Below are 18654 nucleotides of genomic sequence, written 5' to 3'. Positions count from 1 at the left end.
CGCAATAGTGGATTGGATGGGGCTAAGTCTGATCGGAACGATCGCATTCGCTGTCAGCGGTGCGATTGTTGCCATGGAAGAAGATTACGATATTCTGGGTGTATATGTGCTTGGATTTGTTACGGCATTCGGAGGCGGAGTCGTACGGAATATGCTTATCGGTGAAAAGATTACGATGCTCTGGCAGCAGGGTTTCCAGTTTATGATCGCCTTTGCTGCCATGACGCTGGTGTTTATTTTCCCGCTTGCTTGGATCAGGCGGTGGAAATCGTGGGAATCGTTCTTTGATGCCATCGGACTGGCCGCCTTCTCCATACAGGGCGCTCTGTATGCGACCAATCAGGGCCTGCCGATGAGTGCCGTCATTGTGGCCGCCGTTCTGACAGGCATTGGCGGCGGGATTATCCGCGATCTGCTCGCAGGCCGTAAACCGTTAGTGCTGCAGGATGAAATTTATGCCGTATGGGGGATGCTGGCGGGCTTTATGATCTGGCTCGGCTGGCCGCAGACCGTATTTGGCCTGTCCATCCTTTTCATGACCATTGTCGTGTCCCGTATGTTCTCGGTTATTTTCAAATGGAAGCTTCCCAAGCGTTCGCTGCGCGATTTGCTGCAGGATAACGATATTCCCGACCGGCAGAGACCGCCGGCCCTTCAGGAAGAAAGGAGAGAAATAGATGTCAACTGAATCCATGCTCCGCTTATCCAAGGTACCAGGCTCCCTGCTTCAGGAGAGACTTGTCGTTGTCCAAGATTTGATTCAGAATGAGCTTGAAATGTATAACCTCTCCAAAGACCGCGAAACCGGCGAACATTATGTGCATTACGCTTATGCGCACAAACAAATAGCCGGATCAGGGGAAGAGGAGCACTTCCACCAGCTTTTACCCGTTGAAAGCGATGATGTATTAGGAATCATGTTCTCTGATCAGCCTTATGAGTATCCGCATGCCTGGACCCGGACCTTCCTTAGGAACGGTCCTGACGGATTCTACGTCTGGTTCGACCCGGGCTATACAGATAATCTGGACGAAGACGCCAAATTTGCTCAAGAAATACAGGAGCGTCTTACAAAATTAAAGCAATCGGGCTCCGTGAACCAGGAAACTGTACAAAAGCTGCTGGATGAGCTGGATAAAATGAACTAATTAAATCAGGGATGGCCCCGCTCATTGCTTATGCAATGGGCTTTTTGTTGTTATTACTGGACATCCGTATAAGCCGTTTCCCCCTCTGCGCGGACTAAATTTGTTTAAAATATACCCTCGTGGGGTAATCTATATTTGAGCACATATAGGCAAACTAAACCACAACTAAGTTCAAGAGGGCGAGAGGAGTTTTATTACATGAGTATGATGAAAACAACAATCGACGAGAATTTAAAAGAGTGTATGGAAGCATGTCTGAGGTGTCTCAAGGAATGTAATTTCTGTTACAATGCCTGCTTGCAGGAACAAGACATAGACATGATGAGAGAGTGTATCCGTCTTGACAGAGAATGTGCCGAGATCTGTGCCTTGGCAGCATCCGCTATTTCGCGTAACAGTCCGTTTATGAAAGAGATCTGCTTGCTTTGCGCTCAAATCTGCGAAGCCTGCGGACAGGAATGCGCGAAGCATGAGCATCATGAACACTGTAAACGCTGTGCGGAGATTTGTTTCCAGTGTGCAGAAGCTTGTAAGAAAATGGCTTCTTAAGATTGGCGTAGGCACAAACAAATGCAGGGCCAGACAACAGACTGCGGTAGTTTTAGTGGTCTGTTGTTTATTTTTGAGCTTCAGTAAGGACGCCGCCGGTTACACGCAGTTGCACAATTCGTATAGTGTCCAATCCGTCTAATCTTGCAATATAGGGTTGGGGGGTATATGATAAGAGAAAACTTATTTGTAAAAGAAGGAGGTTAGTCTACGTATGAGAAAGGTAGAAGTATTTACGACACCGACCTGCGAAGATTGCAAAAATTTCAAAAAATATTTAAATGAGCACAACATTCCATTCAAGGAATATGATATTTCCGAGCATCCGGAACATGCCGATACACTCCGGGAGCGCTCCGGAAAAAATCTGGTGCCTACCATTTTTATAGATGACGCTGTATTTTTCGGCTTTGTGTTTAACCGCCAGGAGATCGAGAAGCTGCTTTCCTGACAGGTTCATTCGCATGAATCAGCTCTCCGCTACGGGGGCTGATTTTTTTTCTGAAAAGTAACGCTGGAATGGATTGTCTATAAAAGGAGCCTGAATGTATAATGGAGGATATACAGGAGGGATTAGGATGACAACAGAGAACCCGGCCCATGAGGCCTGTGCCGCCGGCAATGAGCGCAAGAGCCACCATTCCGATAAAACGAAGAACAACCTGATCAGCCGTATGAACCGCATTGAAGGCCAGGTGCGCGGGGTCAAAGGACTCATAGAGAAAGATACGTATTGCGACGATGTGCTGAATCAGATCGCATCTATACAATCCGCCCTTAATGGGGTCGGTAAACTTCTCCTGGAGCATCATATGAAAAGCTGTGTAATCGAGCGTATCCAGGAAGGTGACGAAGAAGTGATATCCGAGCTGCTGACGACAGTCAACAAGCTTATGAGGTAGACTTCAAGGACCACTCAGGCATGCTACCGGCCAGATCGGCAGCGAACGGCCGGCAGCCTATTTGAGTAGATGACCCGCAAAGTTATTTAAAAAAACACGTAATTTCCGCTTGACTTAATATAGGGTACGGGGGTATAGTAATAATACAAACATAAGCGGCCATACTTGAAAAACAATATTTTCTTGTAGGAGAGATAAGATGCAAAACATAACCTTCCATGTAAAAGGAATGTCCTGCGGACGCTGTGTGAATTCTATTGAAAGTGCATTAATGAAATTAGGTGTGACTGCCGTTACGGTGAATCTGAGCGGCGGCAGGGTCCAAGTCATCTATGATGAGCATTCACTGACTGCCGACCGCATACGGGATACGCTTGTCGAGCAGGGGTACGAAGTGGCTTAAATAAAAGCGAAATGATAGAAATGAGGTGTCCAACATGCAAACAGCAGCACCTGCTGTAAATACCCGGAATACTTCTCTTAACCTGACCGGAATGACTTGCGCGGCATGTGCAAACCGGATTGAGAAGGGCTTAAATAAATTGGATGGCGTCGTGGAAGCCAATGTGAATTTTGCCATGGAGCGTGCGACAGTAACTTATGACCCGCAGAAAATCAGCTTGGACGATATGGAGCAGAGTATCCGCAAGCTCGGTTACGACACGGCCAAAGAAGCAGCCGACCTGCAGCTGGTCGGGATGACCTGCGCAGCGTGCGCGCTTAAGATCGAGAAGGCATTAAACAAAATGCCGGGCGTAACGAAAGCTACTGTCAATTTCGCCATGGAAACCGCACATGTTGAATATAACTCGGCGGATGTGACGGTGAGCGATATGCTTGCCCGGATCGAGAAGCTTGGCTATAAGGCAATAACGAAACAGGAGGAAGGCGATCTTGCGGAACTCCGCAAACGGGAAATTACGAGACAGAAGCGTAAATTAATTCTGTCGGCAGTCCTGTCGCTTCCTCTGCTATGGTCCATGGTCGGCCATTTCTCCTTTACCTCGTGGATCTGGATGCCCGAACTGTTTATGAATCCCTGGTTTCAGCTTATCCTCGCAACGCCGGTACAGTTCTACGTCGGCCGGCAGTTTTACGTGGGGGCCTATAAATCTTTGCGCAATAAGAGCGCGAATATGGATGTTCTTGTAGCTTTGGGTACGTCGGCCGCTTATTTCTACAGTTTATTTCTAACGGTACAATGGGCGCTAAATCCGGCGGATGCTCATCATGGGCCGGCCATGTACTACGAAACTAGTGCCGTATTGATTACACTGGTCATTCTGGGTAAGCTGTTCGAGGGCTTGGCCAAAGGCCGTACCTCCGAAGCGATCAAGACTCTTATGGGCCTGCAGGCCAAGACGGCTCTTGTGATCCGGGACGGCGAAGAAGTGACGATTCCGGTTGAAGAAGTACTGGCGGGAGATCATGTGCTCGTCAAACCGGGCGAGAAGGTTCCGGTTGACGGCGAAGTACTGGAAGGGACCTCCGCGGTAGATGAATCCATGCTGACAGGTGAAAGTATTCCGGTCGAGAAAAAAGCCGGGGACCATGTTATCGGAGCTACGATTAATAAGAACGGGCGATTGAAGATAAAAGCGACCAAAGTCGGCAAAGAGACAGCCTTAGCTCAGATTATTAAGGTGGTTGAAGAAGCCCAGGGCTCCAAAGCCCCGATTCAGCGTGTTGCGGATCGAATCTCAGGTATCTTTGTCCCGATTGTCGTCGGAATTGCCGTTGTTGCTTTCCTGGTCTGGTACTTCTGGGTGACTCCGGGTGATTTCGCTAACGCTCTGGAAAAAGCCATCGCCGTACTGGTCATTGCCTGCCCTTGCGCACTCGGTCTTGCCACTCCAACGTCGATAATGGCCGGCTCGGGCCGTGCCGCGGAGTACGGTGTTCTTTTTAAAGGCGGAGAACACCTGGAATCCACGCACAAAATCGATGCGATTATTCTAGATAAAACCGGGACCGTAACGAAAGGGAAACCTGAACTGACCGATGTTACTGCCGAGAATCTCGATGAGAAGACTTTCCTCAGGCTGGTTGGAGCAGCAGAGAAGAACTCCGAGCATCCGCTTGCGGAAGCGATTGTGAACGGGATTACGGCACAAGGCATTGGAATTCCGGCAACCGAGGACTTTGAGGCCATTCCGGGCTACGGCATCCGCGCGGTAGTGGACGGCCGAGAGATTTTGGCCGGAACCCGTAAGCTGATGGCGAAATACAGCGTGAACGCCGAACAGGCTTTCGAACGCATGTCGAAGCTGGAACAGGACGGCAAAACCGCGATGCTGATCGCCGTCGACGGCCAATACGCCGGTATGGTAGCAGTAGCCGATACGATCAAGGAAACATCCCGGGAAGCCATTGCCAGGCTGAAAGAGATGAACATTGAGGTCATTATGATTACAGGCGACAACGAGCGTACGGCCCAGGCCATCGCCAAACAAGTAGGCATAGATCATGTGCTTGCCGAGGTGCTTCCGGAGGGCAAAGCGGAGGAAGTGAAGAAGCTGCAGGCTCAGGGCAAGAAAGTCGCCATGGTCGGGGATGGAATCAACGATGCTCCTGCACTGGCTGTAGCGGATATCGGAATGGCAATCGGCACAGGTACCGATGTGGCGATGGAAGCGGCAGACGTTACGCTCATGAGAGGCGATCTGAACAGCATCCCGGATGCCATCTTCATGAGCCGCAAGACGATGGGCAACATCCGCCAGAATCTGTTCTGGGCGTTAGCCTACAATGCGGCGGGTATTCCGATTGCGGCACTGGGTTTCCTGGCGCCTTGGGTCGCCGGAGCCGCCATGGCGCTGAGTTCTGTGTCTGTCGTGCTCAATGCGCTGCGGCTGCAGCGGGTCAAGATCGAATCCTGATAACCAATGTTGAAAAGGGAGAGGATGAGAATGGGGATTCGCAAGTTTGCCGTGACACCGGGGTTTGGAGAAGGCGGGACAGTGTTTACAGCGCAGCAGCTGGCTGTTCTCGGCAGTGCAGTCGGCCAAGAAGCTCGTATTGAATTGACTACCTTCAAGCAGCTGTATGTCGCTGTGGAAGAGGAGCAGCTGGAACAGGTGCAGGCCAGACTGCGAGCTGCCGGACTGGAGATTCATCCAGCCGGGTTTTACACGAAAAGCCTGATTACGTGCAATTTCTGCAGAGGAGCTGAAGACGCGGGGCTCGAAGCGGCGAAGAAATTAGATGAAGTTATCGCCGGGCACCCTGTGCCGAGTCCTGTCCGAATCGGTTATGCCGGCTGTGCGCTTGGTACTAGCGAGCCTCTTCTTAAAGACATTGCCATAGTCAAAATGAAAGAGCATTTCGATATCTACGTGGGCGGTGAAACGAAGGGTCTGAAAGCTGTATTAGCTCGGCTGCTGATCGCAGGAGTCCGGGAAGAAGAACTGGAGCCTGTCGTGATGGGATTGATCACCATTTTTCAGGAAAAGGGGAAGAAGAAAGAAAAGTTCTCGAAGTTTATCGATAGAATCTCATTAGCAGCCCTTCGTGATGCGACTGCCGGAAAATGAAAGCATCATACATGAAAACTCCGCAAGGAGTTTTTTTGCGTTTATCAAGAATAAATCGGTTGTTAAAAAGAAGATCTGCTGGAAACAATAAAACCGAATATGATTTAGGAGGGTACATATATGGAAAAAACAGGCTATACTTTCGCTGAATTACACGGCAAGGATCACTTAGTGGATGAAATACGCCAGCTCGAGAACAGATTGAAGGAAGAAACGGGCGAGACGATTACGCTGATCGCTTATGAGAAAGAAGATGCCGGATACGGGAACCATTCATGATCAAACAATATTTTGCGGAAATTTCCTTGACGGGGGAAGATACGCTCAGTGATAGTCTGAATACACTTGTAAATCGTGCAGAGAATGAATTCGGAACACCTTATATTGAAATCGCTCAAATCGTCCCGACCCAAGCGGATCATTATACGGTTATTTTGAATCTGGATTTTCCACAAGCCCAAGGAGAGAGCAGGGCTTAACCGCCCTGTCTTTCGGAAAGTAGAGGATGGATGATGGCCAATGCCTACAAAGTCCGAGCAACCTGTGAATCACAAGCCTGCAAATATGTACAGCCGCAAGATGTCATAAGGGCTGTTAATTATGAATCATCTTACGCCATGGCGCTTATGCTCAACGATATCCCGGGTTATATGAACTGCCCCTTGTGCGGAAGTGCGCTGCATTTCTATCCGTTCGCTCTAATCCAGGATGTAGAAGCTTGACACCGTGTATTCTTTTGATTGATAGTTAAAAGAAAGGATATACACGGAGAGGAACGATTGTGATGACACCGACTTCTGCTGCTATACTGGAGCAATCGGGCTTGCCCGAACCTATAACGCAAAAATTTCAGCGGCTTAACGACCGTTTTGATACGGAGAAACTGACGGATGAAGAGAAGAAACAGATCGGAACACCCGGTTTCGTACCTGCCCGGCCAGAGGTGCTTCAGGATGCGATGATTGCACTGGCGCTCGGCAAGCATGTTCTGCTGAAAGGACCGACAGGTTCAGGCAAAACAAAGCTTGCCGAGCATCTGTCTTTTGTGACAGGTCAGCCGCTTCATTCGGTAAACTGTTCAACGGATCTGGATGCGGAAGCCCTCCTGGGGTTCAAAACGCTTAACCGTGACGGAAATGAGACTGTCATCGAGTTTGTTCCGGGGCCGGTGGTCACCGCCATGACCCGGGGACATATTCTGTATATTGATGAAATCAATATGGCCAAGCCGGATACACTGCCGCTTATAAATGGGGTACTTGACCACAGACGGTCCATTACCAATCCGTTCACCGGGGAGATTGTAAGAGCCCATGCGGATTTTCGCGTTATTGCGGCGATTAATGAAGGGTATATCGGTACCGTGCCGCTGAATGAAGCATTAAAGAATCGTTTTGTCGCTGTAGAGGTGCCTTATTTGCAAGGAGAGGCTCTTCTTGATTTGCTGCTGCAGCGATCCCTGCTTCGGGATACAAAGCAGCTTAGTACTTTTGTTGCTTTGTCCGCAGATTTGCTCACCCTGGTGGAGATGGGGCAGCTGTCTGACGAAGCAGCATCGGTACGGGCCCTGATCGATGCATGCGATCTAGCTGCCTATATGCCCGCACAGCGCGCGATTGAACGGGCGATAGCCGCCAAACTTGAGGATGAAAGAGAACGTGCCGCCGTACGCAATGTGGCGGAGACGTTATTCTAAGCCATGTTTGTCGGTAAAATCCACATGCTCGATAATAAAATGGACGCCTTTCTCCTCATGCAGCTTGTCGATCTGGCGCGAACGTTTGCAAGAAATGCGGAGCTCCGGGTTGAGCTTGCCTTTCACTCCCATTACGAGGAGTCCGAATCGCTTTTGACCATTAGTCAATTCTGGCGGGACTGGAAACCGGCCCAGCGGGCGGCCGGCATGAAAAGCGACGTATATTTAAGAGCGATCGGAAGCGCCTGGTATACGGGTCGCGAGGATACGGACCTCTATTTGGCTAAGCTTGCAGACTCTCCGCTAAGCCGGTTTGGCAGTGAGCTGTTTATGCTTTGTGAGGATATCAGGCTGGAAACCATCTGCCGGCGGATCAGGCCCGGAACTTCCGGGGTTTTTAACGAGCGCGAACATATTTACCGTGGTTATTTCCGGCATAAGCTAATCGCTCACCAGTTGCGAGGCGAAACGGCGGATGCTCTATTCCTCGCGGTTTATTACTGGTTTAAGGGGACGGAACAGCTTACCGGATCATCCGGAAAATCTTTGAAGACGCAAAGCGTGGAGCTTGGTCCTGAGGTCGATGCACTGATGAGACTTTTGCATCCTTACCTGGAAGAAGCGGAGAGGGCGGAATCTACTGCCCGTAATGCGGAGCTGTGCCTGGACATGTTGGAGATTCTGGCGTACCGGTTGGATCATGATGCGGTCACGGCATATTTCTCCGCACGGGCGGGAAGCGGAGCAGAGAGGCCTCTTCTGCGGGGCAGCGAGCCGCCGCTGCGGAGAACAAAGCGGCTCGCTAATGATGATGCCGAGATAGAACCCGGTGCCGGACGGGACATGAATCGCCATAGTGAAAGACAGTCCATGTGGCATAGAGAGACGCCGGATACCGAAGGAGAGGCGCTGCGGCATGCTTTGGAGCGGGGAACGAGGACAGCCCGCTTCAGTGGAGAAGCGGTGCAGGCCGGCGATGATGCACCAAGCGAAGCGATGGCAGTTGCAAAAGGACGCTCGGTGGCATCAAATCGTCCGTCTGAAGCACCGCCAAAAGACGCTCAGACGCTCAGCTCAGCCGCTGATCCGGCGGCAGGGAGCGGAGAAGCCGCCCCTCAGCTGCGCGCGGTTGCGGAACGGCTTGCCGCGCGGAAGCCTACGCTTGCAGAAGAGGCGGCCTACCGGGAGGCTGTAGGCATCATTCTGCCGCTGACGAAGGAGCTGACGCGTACCGTGCGGCTGACACTGGAGCGCAAGCAGACTGCGCCGAGGCGCGATTTGCTTTACGGACACCTGGGCCGCAAGCTCGTACGCTTCGCGACCGATGAGGCACCGCGCCTGTTCACCAAGAAGCGTGACCCGGCTTCCGATCTGGATGCCGCATTCTCGCTTCTTGTGGATTGTTCCGCTTCCATGTACGATAAGATGGAAGAAACGAGGCTTGGCATCTCGCTGGTTCACGAGACGCTGCGTACACTCAGAATCCCTCACGAAGTGACGGGATTCTGGGAAGACGCGGAGCGCGTGAGCGCCGAGGAAGCGCCGAACGTGTTTCACACGGTCGTAGACTTCGGCGCCTGCCTGGCTCCGCGCAGCGGGCCGTCCCTGCTGCAGCTGGAGCCGCAGCAGGATAACCGTGACGGATTCGCAATCCGTCACGCGGCCCGGCGGCTCCTGCGGCGCCCGGAGAAACAGCGCGTGCTGCTGGTCTTCTCCGACGGGGAGCCATCCGCCGCCGAGTACCACGAGGCCGGCATTCTCGACACGTATGAAGCTGTGCTCGAATGCCGGCGGCTCGGGATCGACGTGATCAGCGTCTTCCTCGCCAGCGGCGAGGTGCATGAGACGCAGCGGATCACGATGCGCAACATCTACGGACGACATGGAATTGTCGTCCCGCATGCGGCCGAGCTTCCGCAGCATCTGGCGCCTCTGCTGCGGAAGCTGCTGCTGCGCGGCGAGCGGTAAGCTTGAGCGGATGCCGCGCAAGTTCACGGCATCCGGGACGCCTCTGCCGTTGATGCGCAAGCTCCCCGCATCCGGACGCCCCTGCCGTTGATGCGCAAGCTCACGGCATCCGGACGCCCCTGCCGTTGCCGCGCAAGCTCACGGCATCCGGGACGCCCTGCCGTTGCTGCGCAAACTCGCCGCATCCGGACGCCCCTGCCGTTGCCGCGCAAACTCACGGCATCCGGACGCCCCTGCCGTTGCCGCGCAAGCTCACGGCATCCGGACGCCCTGCCGTTGCCGTGCAAGCTCACCGCATCCGGGATGCCTCTACCGTTGCCGCGCAAGCTAACCGCAGCCAGCTGTCTGCCGCTATTAATTTGTTGCAACGCAGCTTGATGTTACGCTTTTGTTAACATACATATAAAACAACTCAATGGGGCGTCAGCCCCTGACCTTGGGAGAGGGATGAAATGATGTACGGATCACCATTATCAGCTAAAGCCAAAAAAATGATGCTGCTAGGTTCCGGAGAACTCGGCAAAGAAGTTATTCTGGAGGCGCAGCGCCTCGGTGTGGAGACCATAGCGGTCGACCGCTACGAGAATGCGCCCGCGATGCAAGTCGCGCACCGCAGCTATGTAATCGATATGCTGGACGCTTCGGCGCTTCGCAGTGTGATCGAGCAGGAGAAGCCGGACTTGATCGTACCCGAAATCGAAGCGATTGCGACTGAAGAGCTGGTTAAGCTCGAACAGGAAGGGTTCCGTGTTATTCCGACGGCGAACGCTTCCAGACTCACAATGGACCGGGAAGGCATCCGCCGGCTGGCCGCCGAAGAGCTCGGTCTGCGCACCGCCCGTTATGCGTTCGCCGATACGCTGGACGAGCTTACACAGGCGGTTGGCGAGATCGGAACGCCCTGCGTTATCAAGCCCATTATGAGTTCTTCCGGCAAAGGCCAGAGTGTATGCCGAAGCTCGGCCGACATCGAAGGCTGCTGGAACTTTGCCCAAGAAGGAGGGCGTGCCAAAAAAGCACGGGTGATTGTCGAGTCTTTCGTCACCTTCGAATCCGAAATTACGCTGCTGACCGTCCGTTCCGTATCAGGCACAACTTTCTGCGCTCCTATCGGTCACGTACAGAAGGACGGCGATTACATTGAATCTTGGCAGCCCCACCAGATGAATGTATCTCAGATCGAGGAGGCGGAGCATATCGCCAAGACGATCACGGATGCCTTGGGCGGTTACGGTTTGTTCGGCGTGGAGCTGTTTCTGGCAGAGGACGGCGTGTACTTTAGTGAAGTTTCTCCGCGTCCGCACGACACCGGCATGGTGACGATGATCTCGCAGGACTTGTCCGAATTTGCTCTTCACGTGAGAGCCATTCTGGGCCTGCCGGTTCCTGCCGTCCGTTTAGTTACTCCTGGAGCTTCCCATACACTCAAAGCCGACCGTAACAGCACACAATTTGAAATAGCCGGCGTAGAAGAAGCATTGGCATCTCCGGATGTACAAGTCCGCGTATTCGGCAAGCCCGAAACCAAACCCGGCCGCCGGATGGCCGTAGCTCTTGCAGCGGCGGAACATACAGACAAGGCAAGGGAGCTGGCTTCTGAAGCCGCGGGACGTCTACAAATACGTTACAGCCCAGAATCTTAGGTAACGAGGCGGAGATGTTCTAGAAGAGCTGTTCAGCTTGTTCAGCTCTGTTGTTGAGTTTTTCTTCTAAATTCGTCAAATGAAAATGGCGTTAACAGGCCATTCTATACCCATACAGCCCGTATAGACATCAGGGGGAGGTCCAACGATGAGTTCGAAAGATCACACAGAACTGGAAGCTAAACCAACCAGCGTGTCCAGAACGATTATGACCGAAATTATTTTTCCGCTGGATACGAATTATCACGGTACCGTCTTCGGCGGCAAGATCATGGAGTATGTCGATAAAATTTCGACCATTGCGAGCATGAGGCATTGCCGGTTTCCGGTTGTTACAGCGTCAAGCGATAGCCTGGATTTCTTGGCGCCGGTTCTACTCGGGGAAGCAATCCAACTGGAAGCGTTCGTATCCTGGACACACCGCAGTTCGATGGAAGTCTATGTAAGGGTAGAGGCAGAAAATCTGCTGACGGGTGAGAAGAGGACGACTGCGACTTCCTACCTGACTTTTGTAGCGCTGGGCAGCGATGGGAGGCCTACGGCGGTTCCTGGCGTAATTCCCGAAACAGACAGGGAGAAGCGTCTCTATGAGTCGGCGCCCGCCCGCTATGAAGCAAGGAAAATCAGAAAGGCAAGCCGCGAGCTGGAAAGTTATTAAGGGTTCATGATTTTCTCTCCACTCAATGGAACGGAACGGAAATCACTGCGTAACACAGTGTATGGCCGAATGAAGCGGCAGGGTTGATTAAACGTCCGTTGCCTTCATCCTATTCCATTACAAAGAGGAGTGCTTATTATGAACGCTCATGAAATTGATTATGTGATCCACGGAAATGAAATGCAGTATGTAGAAATCGAACTGGATCCGGGAGAAAGCGTAGTGGCTGAAGCCGGGAGCATGATGATGATGGAAGGCAGCATCAGCATGGAAACCATCTTTGGCGACGGCTCCGGCGGGAGCGGCGGAAAAGGCTTGATGGGCAAGCTGATGGGAGCGGGTAAACGTCTGTTGACCGGAGAGAGCTTGTTCATGACGGTGTTTACTAACAACGGGTACGGCAAAGAACATGTGTCGTTCGCTTCTCCTTATCCCGGTAAAATTGTTCCGATGGACTTGTATAAGTACGGCGGCAAAATTATTTGCCAGAAAGATTCCTTCCTGTGTGCGGCCAAAGGCGTATCCATTGGTGTGGAGCTTCAACGTAAATTGGGTGCCGGTTTCTTTGGCGGAGAAGGTTTTATCATGCAAAAGCTTGAAGGCGACGGACTCGGGTTCGTTCACGCTTGCGGAACGATTGTTGAGCGGGATCTGCGTCCCGGAGAAGTCCTGCGTGTGGACACAGGCTGCTTCGTAGCGATGACGCCCGATGTCGACTATGATATCGAGTTTGTCAAAGGAATCAAATCAGCCGTTTTCGGCGGAGAAGGTCTTTTCTTCGTCACTCTGCGCGGCCCCGGCAAAGTATGGCTTCAGTCCCTGCCGTTCAGCCGCCTGGCAGAACGGGTAATGTCGGGCTCCTTCAACCGGAAGGAAGAAGGAAGTGTCCTTGGGGGATTAGGGAATTTGCTGGACGGCAAGTAACGCGCGGGTATCTTTTGCAGGTTAGGCGGAGCAATCGCTCCTGCCTAACCTTTTTTTGTGTAGCCCCACAAAGAAAGGCTGCCCTGCCGGTAGAATACTACCATGCGGACAGCCTTACTTCACTGATACCTCATCTATTATCATGTATGGGACTAGATCGCGTATAGGCGAATGTAGGTTGTGTGCGTTCATTTTTAAATGATGATTGGTTTAATAGTGAAGCAGCATATCGTCAAGACGCTCGTTAAACTCTCCCAAGCTGATCAGCTCAACTTGCTTCGCATCATTCTGAAACCGGTCCAGATAAGTCTCTATATCCAAGTCGCTGTGAACATTCTCCACTAGAATGTCATTCTGCAGATGGACAATCAAGACCTGCTCAGCATCGTAAGCATAACGGTTTCCCATGTCTTCCGCTTCTATAAAAATGGCTTCCATATTCAATATTACCTCCGCTTGCAGCAAGTCCCGGGTTAGGGGGCTTGCTATGTCTCTAGTATGTTTCCAAGCTATTTTTACACGGCTTAAGCAGGTTTGAAACGGCTCCCTATTATTAACAAAGAGATGGACGGGCACTTAGAAATTTTTGTAAAATTACGTATTGACACGTGATATTAGCGGGTGCTATATTGATTTATAAATAATTCTTACTAAACTTATAGGATTTGTTTATTTTGTCCACCGGACCTCCGGAGACGCGAAGAGGTTGACCTGCTAGAATGATGAAGATTTTCCTAGTTGCCAAATCGAAAGGGGTATTTTGTTCATGGCTGTACAATCACATTCTTTTAGAAAAGTACTGGGCCGGTCGGTTATGGTCCTGACATTGACTTCGCTGCTTACCGGATTAACCGCTTGCGGCGGTGGGAACGAAACGACAAATACAAAAGTTTCGGGGGACGGTTCTTCACCAAAAGCAGTTGAACTGCTTAATGTATCTTATGACCCGACGAGAGAACTGTACCAGAAATACAATGAGGCATTTATTAAACACTGGAAACAAGAAAAGGGCCAGACCGTAACCATTAACCAGTCGCATGGGGGATCGGGCAAACAGGCCAGATCCGTTATAGAAGGATCGGAAGCGGATGTGGTTACGCTGGCACTTGCTTATGATATTGACCAGGTTCAAGCGGCGGGTCTGATTGACAAGGGCTGGGAAACGGAACTGAAGGATAACTCGACTCCTTACACCTCTACGATTGTGTTCCTTGTCCGCAAAGGAAACCCGAAAGGCATTAAAGATTGGGACGATCTGGTCAAGCCGGGGGTTGCGGTCATTACGCCTAACCCTAAAACATCTGGCGGAGCACGCTGGAATTACGTGGCTGCATGGGGATATGCGCTTAAGAAGAACAACAACGACGAGGCGAAGGCCAAAGAATTTGTTACACAGTTATTTAAGAATGCACCGGTGCTCGGAACGGGTGCGCGCGACTCAACGACGACTTTTGTAGAAAGAAACATGGGTGATGTCTTAATCGCCTGGGAGAACGAAGCTTACCTTTCTCTGAACGAACTCGGCAAAAATGAATTTGAAATTATAACGCCTTCCATCAGTGTTCTTGCAGAACCACCTGTGGCCATCGTAGATAAGAATACCGCAAAGAAGGGGACGAAAGAGGTCGCTCAGGCATACCTGGAGTACCTGTACAGCGAGGAAGGGCAGAAAATCGCAGCAGAGAACTACTACAGGCCGCGCCTGGAATCAGTAGCTAAGCAGTATGCGGACAAATTCAAGGAAATTAACCTCTTTACGATTAATGATCCGGAATTCGGCGGCTGGGCGAAAGTACAGAAGACCCATTTTGCCGATGGCGGAGTGTTCGACCAGATTTACAAACCGAAATAATGAAGCGTGCCCGGGTGCGACGGTACAAACCGGCACCACTCGGAAAGGCGATCAAGGGGACGTGTTAGCAAATGGCCAGACATAGTAAACCAAAGCGTATTCTGCCGGGATTCGGATTATCCATGGGTTTTACCGTGCTTTACCTAAGCCTGATTGTCTTATTTCCTTTATCTGCTGTCGTATGGAAGACGACAGGTCTGACGTTCGAGCAGTTCTGGAGCGCCGTGACGGATGACCGGGTTATCGCCTCCTACAAGCTCAGTTTCGGCGCTTCTTTGGCAGCGGCACTGATCAATGCGGTGTTCGGTCTGCTCGTTGCCTGGGTACTGGTCCGTTACCGCTTCCCGGGCAAGAAGATTGTCGACGCGCTCGTCGATATGCCGTTCGCGCTGCCGACGGCCGTGGCCGGCATAGCGCTGACAAGCCTGTACGACGACAACGGATTGATCGGCAGCATGCTCGCGCCGCTCGGCATCAAGACAGCCTTCTCGCCGCTCGGCGTCGTGATTGCGCTCACGTTCATCGGTCTTCCTTTCGTCGTCCGCACCGTGCAGCCTGTGCTGCAAGAGCTGGAGCGTGAAACGGAAGAAGCGGCCGTGAGCCTCGGAGCCTCCCGCTGGCGGACGTTCCGCCGCGTTATTTTCCCGCAGCTGATGCCCGCGCTGCTGACGGGCTTCACGCTCGCATTCGCCAGAGCTATCGGCGAGTACGGATCGGTTGTCTTCATCTCCGGCAATATGCCGATGAAGACCGAGATCACCCCGCTGCTCATCATGACGAAGCTGGAGCAGTACGATTATGCCGGAGCGACCGCGATTGCGCTCGTCATGCTGATCATCTCTTTCGTGCTTCTGCTGGTCACGAATGCGCTGCAAATGATATCCAACCGGCGGGTAAGCGGATGACCGCGAAAGGAGCTGATACTTTATGGCAGGCCAAGTAGCCGCTAATTTCGGGACGGCATCCTCAGAACCGCCCAAGCATATTTCAGAACCGCGAGGAGTACAGTGGCTTTTGATCGGCACAGCCCTGCTCTTCCTTACGCTGCTGCTCGTTTTACCGCTCGCGACCGTGTTTATTCAAGCCTTCAGAAAAGGCTGGGAAGTATACATCGCCGCTCTGACACAGAAGGAAGCTCTTGCGGCTATCAAGCTTACTTTAACGACCGCCGCCATTGCGGTTCCGCTCAACGTTATATTCGGCATAGCCGCCGCCTGGGCGATTACGAAGTTTCGTTTCCGCGGCAAGAATGTCCTTATTACCCTGATTGACTTGCCTTTCGCTATTTCACCGGTTATTGCCGGACTTGTATTTGTCCTTCTATTTGGAGCACAGGGATGGTTTGGCCCGTTTCTTGCGGAGAATGACATCAAGATCTTGTTCGCTCTTCCCGGTATTGTCTTAGCGACCGTGTTCGTCACTTTCCCGTTCGTTGCACGTGAACTTATTCCACTCATGCAGTCCCAGGGGACGCAGGAAGAAGAAGCTGCGGCAACGCTGGGCGCCAAAGGCTGGCGGATTTTCTGGAAGGTGACGATCCCGAACATTAAATGGGGTCTCTTGTACGGTATTATTCTTTGTAATGCCAGAGCAATGGGAGAATTCGGTGCCGTATCGGTTGTATCGGGTCATATCCGGGGCAAGACGAATACCGTCCCGCTTCATATCGAAATCTTATATAACGAATATCAGTTCGCGGCTTCTTTTGCGGTAGCTTCCCTGCTCGTGCTGCTTGCCGTCTTGACCTTGATTGTCAAAAGCCTTGTGGAATGGAAGTTTCACCAGACCAGCAGGCAAAACGCCGAGACCGGCTCAAACTCATTGAACGGGGGAAGTTAACCAATGCATATCCGTGTACAAGGGATTAACAAATCATTCGGCTCATACGAGGCGGCCAAGGACATCTCTTTCGAGATCCAGCAAGGAAAACTAATCGGCCTGCTCGGCCCGAGCGGCGGGGGTAAAACAACGATTCTCCGTATGCTGGCTGGCCTGGAGCAGCCGGATTCCGGTCGAATTCTGTTCCACGGTGAACAGGTCAACGACCTTATGCCCCAAGAGAGACATATCGGTTTCGTCTTTCAGAATTATGCGCTTTTCAAACATATGACCGTCTTCGAGAACATCGCTTTCGGTCTCCGCGTCCAGAAGCGCAGCAAGACGGAAATCCGCTCCCGGGTCGAGGAACTGCTTCAGCTGACCGGACTGAACGGTCTGGAGAAGCGTCTTCCTCATCAGTTGTCAGGCGGGCAGCGGCAGCGGGTCGCTTTTGCCAGAGCCTTGGCACCCGAGCCGCAGCTGCTGCTGCTGGATGAGCCTTTTGCAGCCATTGACGCTAAGGTTCGCAAAGAACTGCGCAGCTGGCTCCGGGAGATGATCAGCAGAGTCGGCATCACCACTATTTTTGTAACGCATGATCAGGAGGAAGCTGTCGAAGTGGCCGACGAGATCATGATTGTGAACAAAGGCAGGATTGAACAAAAAGGATCGCCGCTGGATATTTACAGGGAACCGTCGACTCCGTTCGTCGCTTCGTTTATCGGAGAGTCTTCTCCGCTTGCGGAAGCAGGTTCGCTGATCGGCTTCGAGGAAGAAGGGGAACTGGCGGCCATTGTTCGTCCGGAGTTCGTTGAAATCGGGCTCCCGCACGAAATCAGCCGCCAGACGGCTGCCGCCGACGGAGTGGTTCGCAGCACGTATTTCCGGGGATCCAACTGGCAGGTGGAAGTCGATACCGGCCCTTACCGGCTGATCGGGTACCGTTCGCTGGAACAGGCTCCTTTAGAACCGGGCGATCAGGTACGTGTGCTGGTTCATCGTTTATACGTCTTTGACGGAACCCAGACCAGAACGGTCGAGAATGCACTAAAATATGACCCCATGCCGGTTCACATCTGACCGGAACTTGCATAATTCGCACCAGGAAAGGAATATGGCTTATGGAACATCACATCACGATCCCATGCGGGGAGCTGGAGCTTGCAGCGACGCTGCATTATCCAACAGACAAAGAAGAGGCGGACTGCCGCGGAGGCAGCGGCAAATGGCCGGTTATCATCATCTGTCACGGTTTTATCGGAAACCGGATCGGAGTTGACAGGCTGTTCGTCAAAACAGCGAGGGCGTTCAGCAGCCAGGGCTACATGGTCCTGCGCTTCGATTATGCCGGCTGTGGCGAAAGTACCGGGGATTACGGGGCTGAGGGACTTGACGCCATGATTACCCAGACTCGTCGTGTACTGGATTATGCACTCAGCCTCGACTGCGTCGATTCCCATCAGGTCGTGCTGCTCGGTCACAGTCTCGGCGGCGCTGTCGCTTTACTGACAGCCGCCTCTGACCGCCGTGTCCGGACGCTCGTGATGTGGTCGGCAGTCGCTCATCCTCACAATGATATTGTTCGAATCGTAGGGAAGGACGCTTATCGTCAGCTGGAAGCAGATAAGGGCATTGATCATAAAGGGTACCTGCTTACCCCTGTATTTTTCGATTCGCTCTCCAAACATCAGCCGTTCGAGCAGCTGCGTAAATTCGGAGGAGATGTTCTCATCGCCCATGGTACGGCAGACGATGATATCCCGGTTGATTATGCGCCTCTTTATCAAAAAATGTTCTGGCTGAGGGCAGACGGGCAGTGCGATCTGGAACTTATTTTTCAAGCGGATCATACGTTTTCGAACCGGGACAGTACGCTTACACTGATCGGGAAAACGTCCGCTTGGCTGCTGGATCTGCAGAAGCGTAAGAAGGAATGGTACGATTGGATGATTTGATACGATAA

The 18654-nt window shown here is 52.2% G+C and carries 22 protein-coding genes; 20 read left to right on the top strand and 2 right to left on the bottom strand.

The annotated features are described in order from the left end of the window. Window positions 1-16 precede the first annotated feature (16 nt). The 12 genes from EDM21_RS12395 to EDM21_RS12340 all read left to right on the top strand — a co-directional run bounded on the left by EDM21_RS12395 (window position 17) and on the right by EDM21_RS12340 (window position 9796). Window positions 17-688, top strand: a complete 672-nt coding sequence (locus tag EDM21_RS12395) for a trimeric intracellular cation channel family protein (RefSeq protein WP_157336183.1) — start codon at window positions 17-19, stop codon at window positions 686-688. Beyond that, window positions 678-1148: a hypothetical protein gene (locus EDM21_RS12390; protein ID WP_157335892.1), complete on the top strand. Its 471-nt coding sequence runs from the start codon at window positions 678-680 to the stop codon at window positions 1146-1148. Before EDM21_RS12395 ends, EDM21_RS12390 begins: the two co-directional genes overlap by 11 nt. 204 nt (window positions 1149-1352) lie before the next feature. Next, entirely contained in the window at window positions 1353-1697 is a 345-nt protein-coding gene (locus EDM21_RS12385; RefSeq protein WP_157336182.1) for a four-helix bundle copper-binding protein, read from the top strand. Between the two features lie 214 nt (window positions 1698-1911). Further along, window positions 1912-2148: a glutaredoxin family protein gene (locus EDM21_RS12380; RefSeq protein WP_157335890.1), complete on the top strand. Its 237-nt coding sequence runs from the start codon at window positions 1912-1914 to the stop codon at window positions 2146-2148. Window positions 2149-2275: 127 nt separating this feature from the next. Then, entirely contained in the window at window positions 2276-2599 is a 324-nt protein-coding gene (locus tag EDM21_RS12375; protein ID WP_157335888.1) for a metal-sensitive transcriptional regulator, read from the top strand. Window positions 2600-2798: 199 nt separating this feature from the next. Further along, window positions 2799-3002 carry a cation transporter gene (locus tag EDM21_RS12370; RefSeq protein WP_157335880.1) on the top strand — a complete coding sequence of 68 codons (204 nt, stop codon included), beginning with the start codon at window positions 2799-2801 and terminating at the stop codon, window positions 3000-3002. Between the two features lie 34 nt (window positions 3003-3036). Then, window positions 3037-5478, top strand: coding sequence for a heavy metal translocating P-type ATPase (locus EDM21_RS12365; protein ID WP_157335878.1), 2442 nt, complete (start codon window positions 3037-3039; stop codon window positions 5476-5478). Window positions 5479-5508: 30 nt separating this feature from the next. Further along, window positions 5509-6132 (top strand): NAD(P)/FAD-dependent oxidoreductase, encoded by a 624-nt coding sequence (locus tag EDM21_RS12360; RefSeq protein WP_157335876.1) that lies wholly within the window; start codon window positions 5509-5511, stop codon window positions 6130-6132. 120 nt (window positions 6133-6252) lie between these two features. Then, a complete protein-coding gene (locus EDM21_RS24585; RefSeq protein ID WP_166541979.1) occupies window positions 6253-6411 on the top strand; it encodes a hypothetical protein in 159 nt (52 codons plus the stop codon). Further along, entirely contained in the window at window positions 6408-6611 is a 204-nt protein-coding gene (locus EDM21_RS12355; RefSeq protein ID WP_157335874.1) for a hypothetical protein, read from the top strand. The genes EDM21_RS24585 and EDM21_RS12355 overlap by 4 nt, the downstream gene beginning before the upstream one ends. Before the next feature lie 305 nt (window positions 6612-6916). Beyond that, window positions 6917-7828, top strand: a complete 912-nt coding sequence (locus tag EDM21_RS12345; RefSeq protein ID WP_157336180.1) for an ATP-binding protein — start codon at window positions 6917-6919, stop codon at window positions 7826-7828. Between the two features lie 3 nt (window positions 7829-7831). Beyond that, a complete protein-coding gene (locus tag EDM21_RS12340; protein WP_157335872.1) occupies window positions 7832-9796 on the top strand; it encodes a nitric oxide reductase activation protein NorD in 1965 nt (654 codons plus the stop codon). 23 nt (window positions 9797-9819) lie between these two features. On the opposite strand, the gene EDM21_RS12335 is transcribed toward EDM21_RS12340, so the two are convergent. Continuing rightward, window positions 9820-10164 carry a hypothetical protein gene (locus tag EDM21_RS12335; protein WP_157335870.1) on the bottom strand — a complete coding sequence of 115 codons (345 nt, stop codon included), beginning with the start codon at window positions 10162-10164 and terminating at the stop codon, window positions 9820-9822. An 87-nt stretch (window positions 10165-10251) separates the two neighbouring features. On the opposite strand from EDM21_RS12335, the gene purT reads away from it, so the two are divergent. The 3 genes from purT to EDM21_RS12320 all read left to right on the top strand — a co-directional run bounded on the left by purT (window position 10252) and on the right by EDM21_RS12320 (window position 13021). Beyond that, the gene (gene purT / locus EDM21_RS12330; protein WP_157336179.1) at window positions 10252-11439 is read left to right on the top strand and encodes a formate-dependent phosphoribosylglycinamide formyltransferase; all 1188 of its coding nucleotides are present in this window, start codon (window positions 10252-10254) and stop codon (window positions 11437-11439) included. 148 nt (window positions 11440-11587) lie between these two features. After that, window positions 11588-12097 carry an acyl-CoA thioesterase gene (locus tag EDM21_RS12325; RefSeq protein ID WP_201280787.1) on the top strand — a complete coding sequence of 170 codons (510 nt, stop codon included), beginning with the start codon at window positions 11588-11590 and terminating at the stop codon, window positions 12095-12097. Window positions 12098-12235: 138 nt separating this feature from the next. Further along, a complete protein-coding gene (locus EDM21_RS12320; RefSeq protein WP_157335868.1) occupies window positions 12236-13021 on the top strand; it encodes a TIGR00266 family protein in 786 nt (261 codons plus the stop codon). A 210-nt stretch (window positions 13022-13231) separates the two neighbouring features. Here the strand turns inward: EDM21_RS12320 and EDM21_RS12315 are convergent, their stop codons facing one another. Further along, window positions 13232-13459 (bottom strand): hypothetical protein, encoded by a 228-nt coding sequence (locus EDM21_RS12315; protein WP_235918167.1) that lies wholly within the window; start codon window positions 13457-13459, stop codon window positions 13232-13234. Window positions 13460-13787: 328 nt separating this feature from the next. Between EDM21_RS12315 and EDM21_RS12310 the strand changes: the two genes are divergently transcribed. From EDM21_RS12310 to EDM21_RS12290, 5 genes are all read left to right on the top strand, one after another. Continuing rightward, on the top strand, window positions 13788-14873 hold the full coding sequence (locus EDM21_RS12310; protein WP_157335866.1) for a sulfate ABC transporter substrate-binding protein: 1086 nt from the start codon (window positions 13788-13790) through the stop codon (window positions 14871-14873). A 71-nt stretch (window positions 14874-14944) separates the two neighbouring features. Continuing rightward, on the top strand, window positions 14945-15778 hold the full coding sequence (gene cysT, locus EDM21_RS12305; protein ID WP_157335864.1) for a sulfate ABC transporter permease subunit CysT: 834 nt from the start codon (window positions 14945-14947) through the stop codon (window positions 15776-15778). Window positions 15779-15800: 22 nt separating this feature from the next. Beyond that, complete coding sequence (gene cysW, locus EDM21_RS12300; RefSeq protein WP_157335862.1) at window positions 15801-16712, top strand: sulfate ABC transporter permease subunit CysW; 912 nt, start codon at window positions 15801-15803, stop codon at window positions 16710-16712. Window positions 16713-16715: 3 nt separating this feature from the next. Then, window positions 16716-17771: a sulfate/molybdate ABC transporter ATP-binding protein gene (locus EDM21_RS12295; RefSeq protein WP_157335860.1), complete on the top strand. Its 1056-nt coding sequence runs from the start codon at window positions 16716-16718 to the stop codon at window positions 17769-17771. A 41-nt stretch (window positions 17772-17812) separates the two neighbouring features. Continuing rightward, entirely contained in the window at window positions 17813-18646 is an 834-nt protein-coding gene (locus tag EDM21_RS12290; RefSeq protein ID WP_157335859.1) for an alpha/beta hydrolase family protein, read from the top strand. The last annotated feature ends 8 nt before the right edge of the window (window positions 18647-18654 follow it).

The sequence above is a fragment of the Paenibacillus lutrae genome (assembly GCF_009757775.1).
GTDB classification, from domain to species: Bacteria; Bacillota; Bacilli; order Paenibacillales; family NBRC-103111; genus Paenibacillus_F; species Paenibacillus_F lutrae.
The sequence above is the reverse complement of the archived record's forward strand: the minus strand, read 5'-3'. Positions and strand labels throughout refer to the sequence as shown.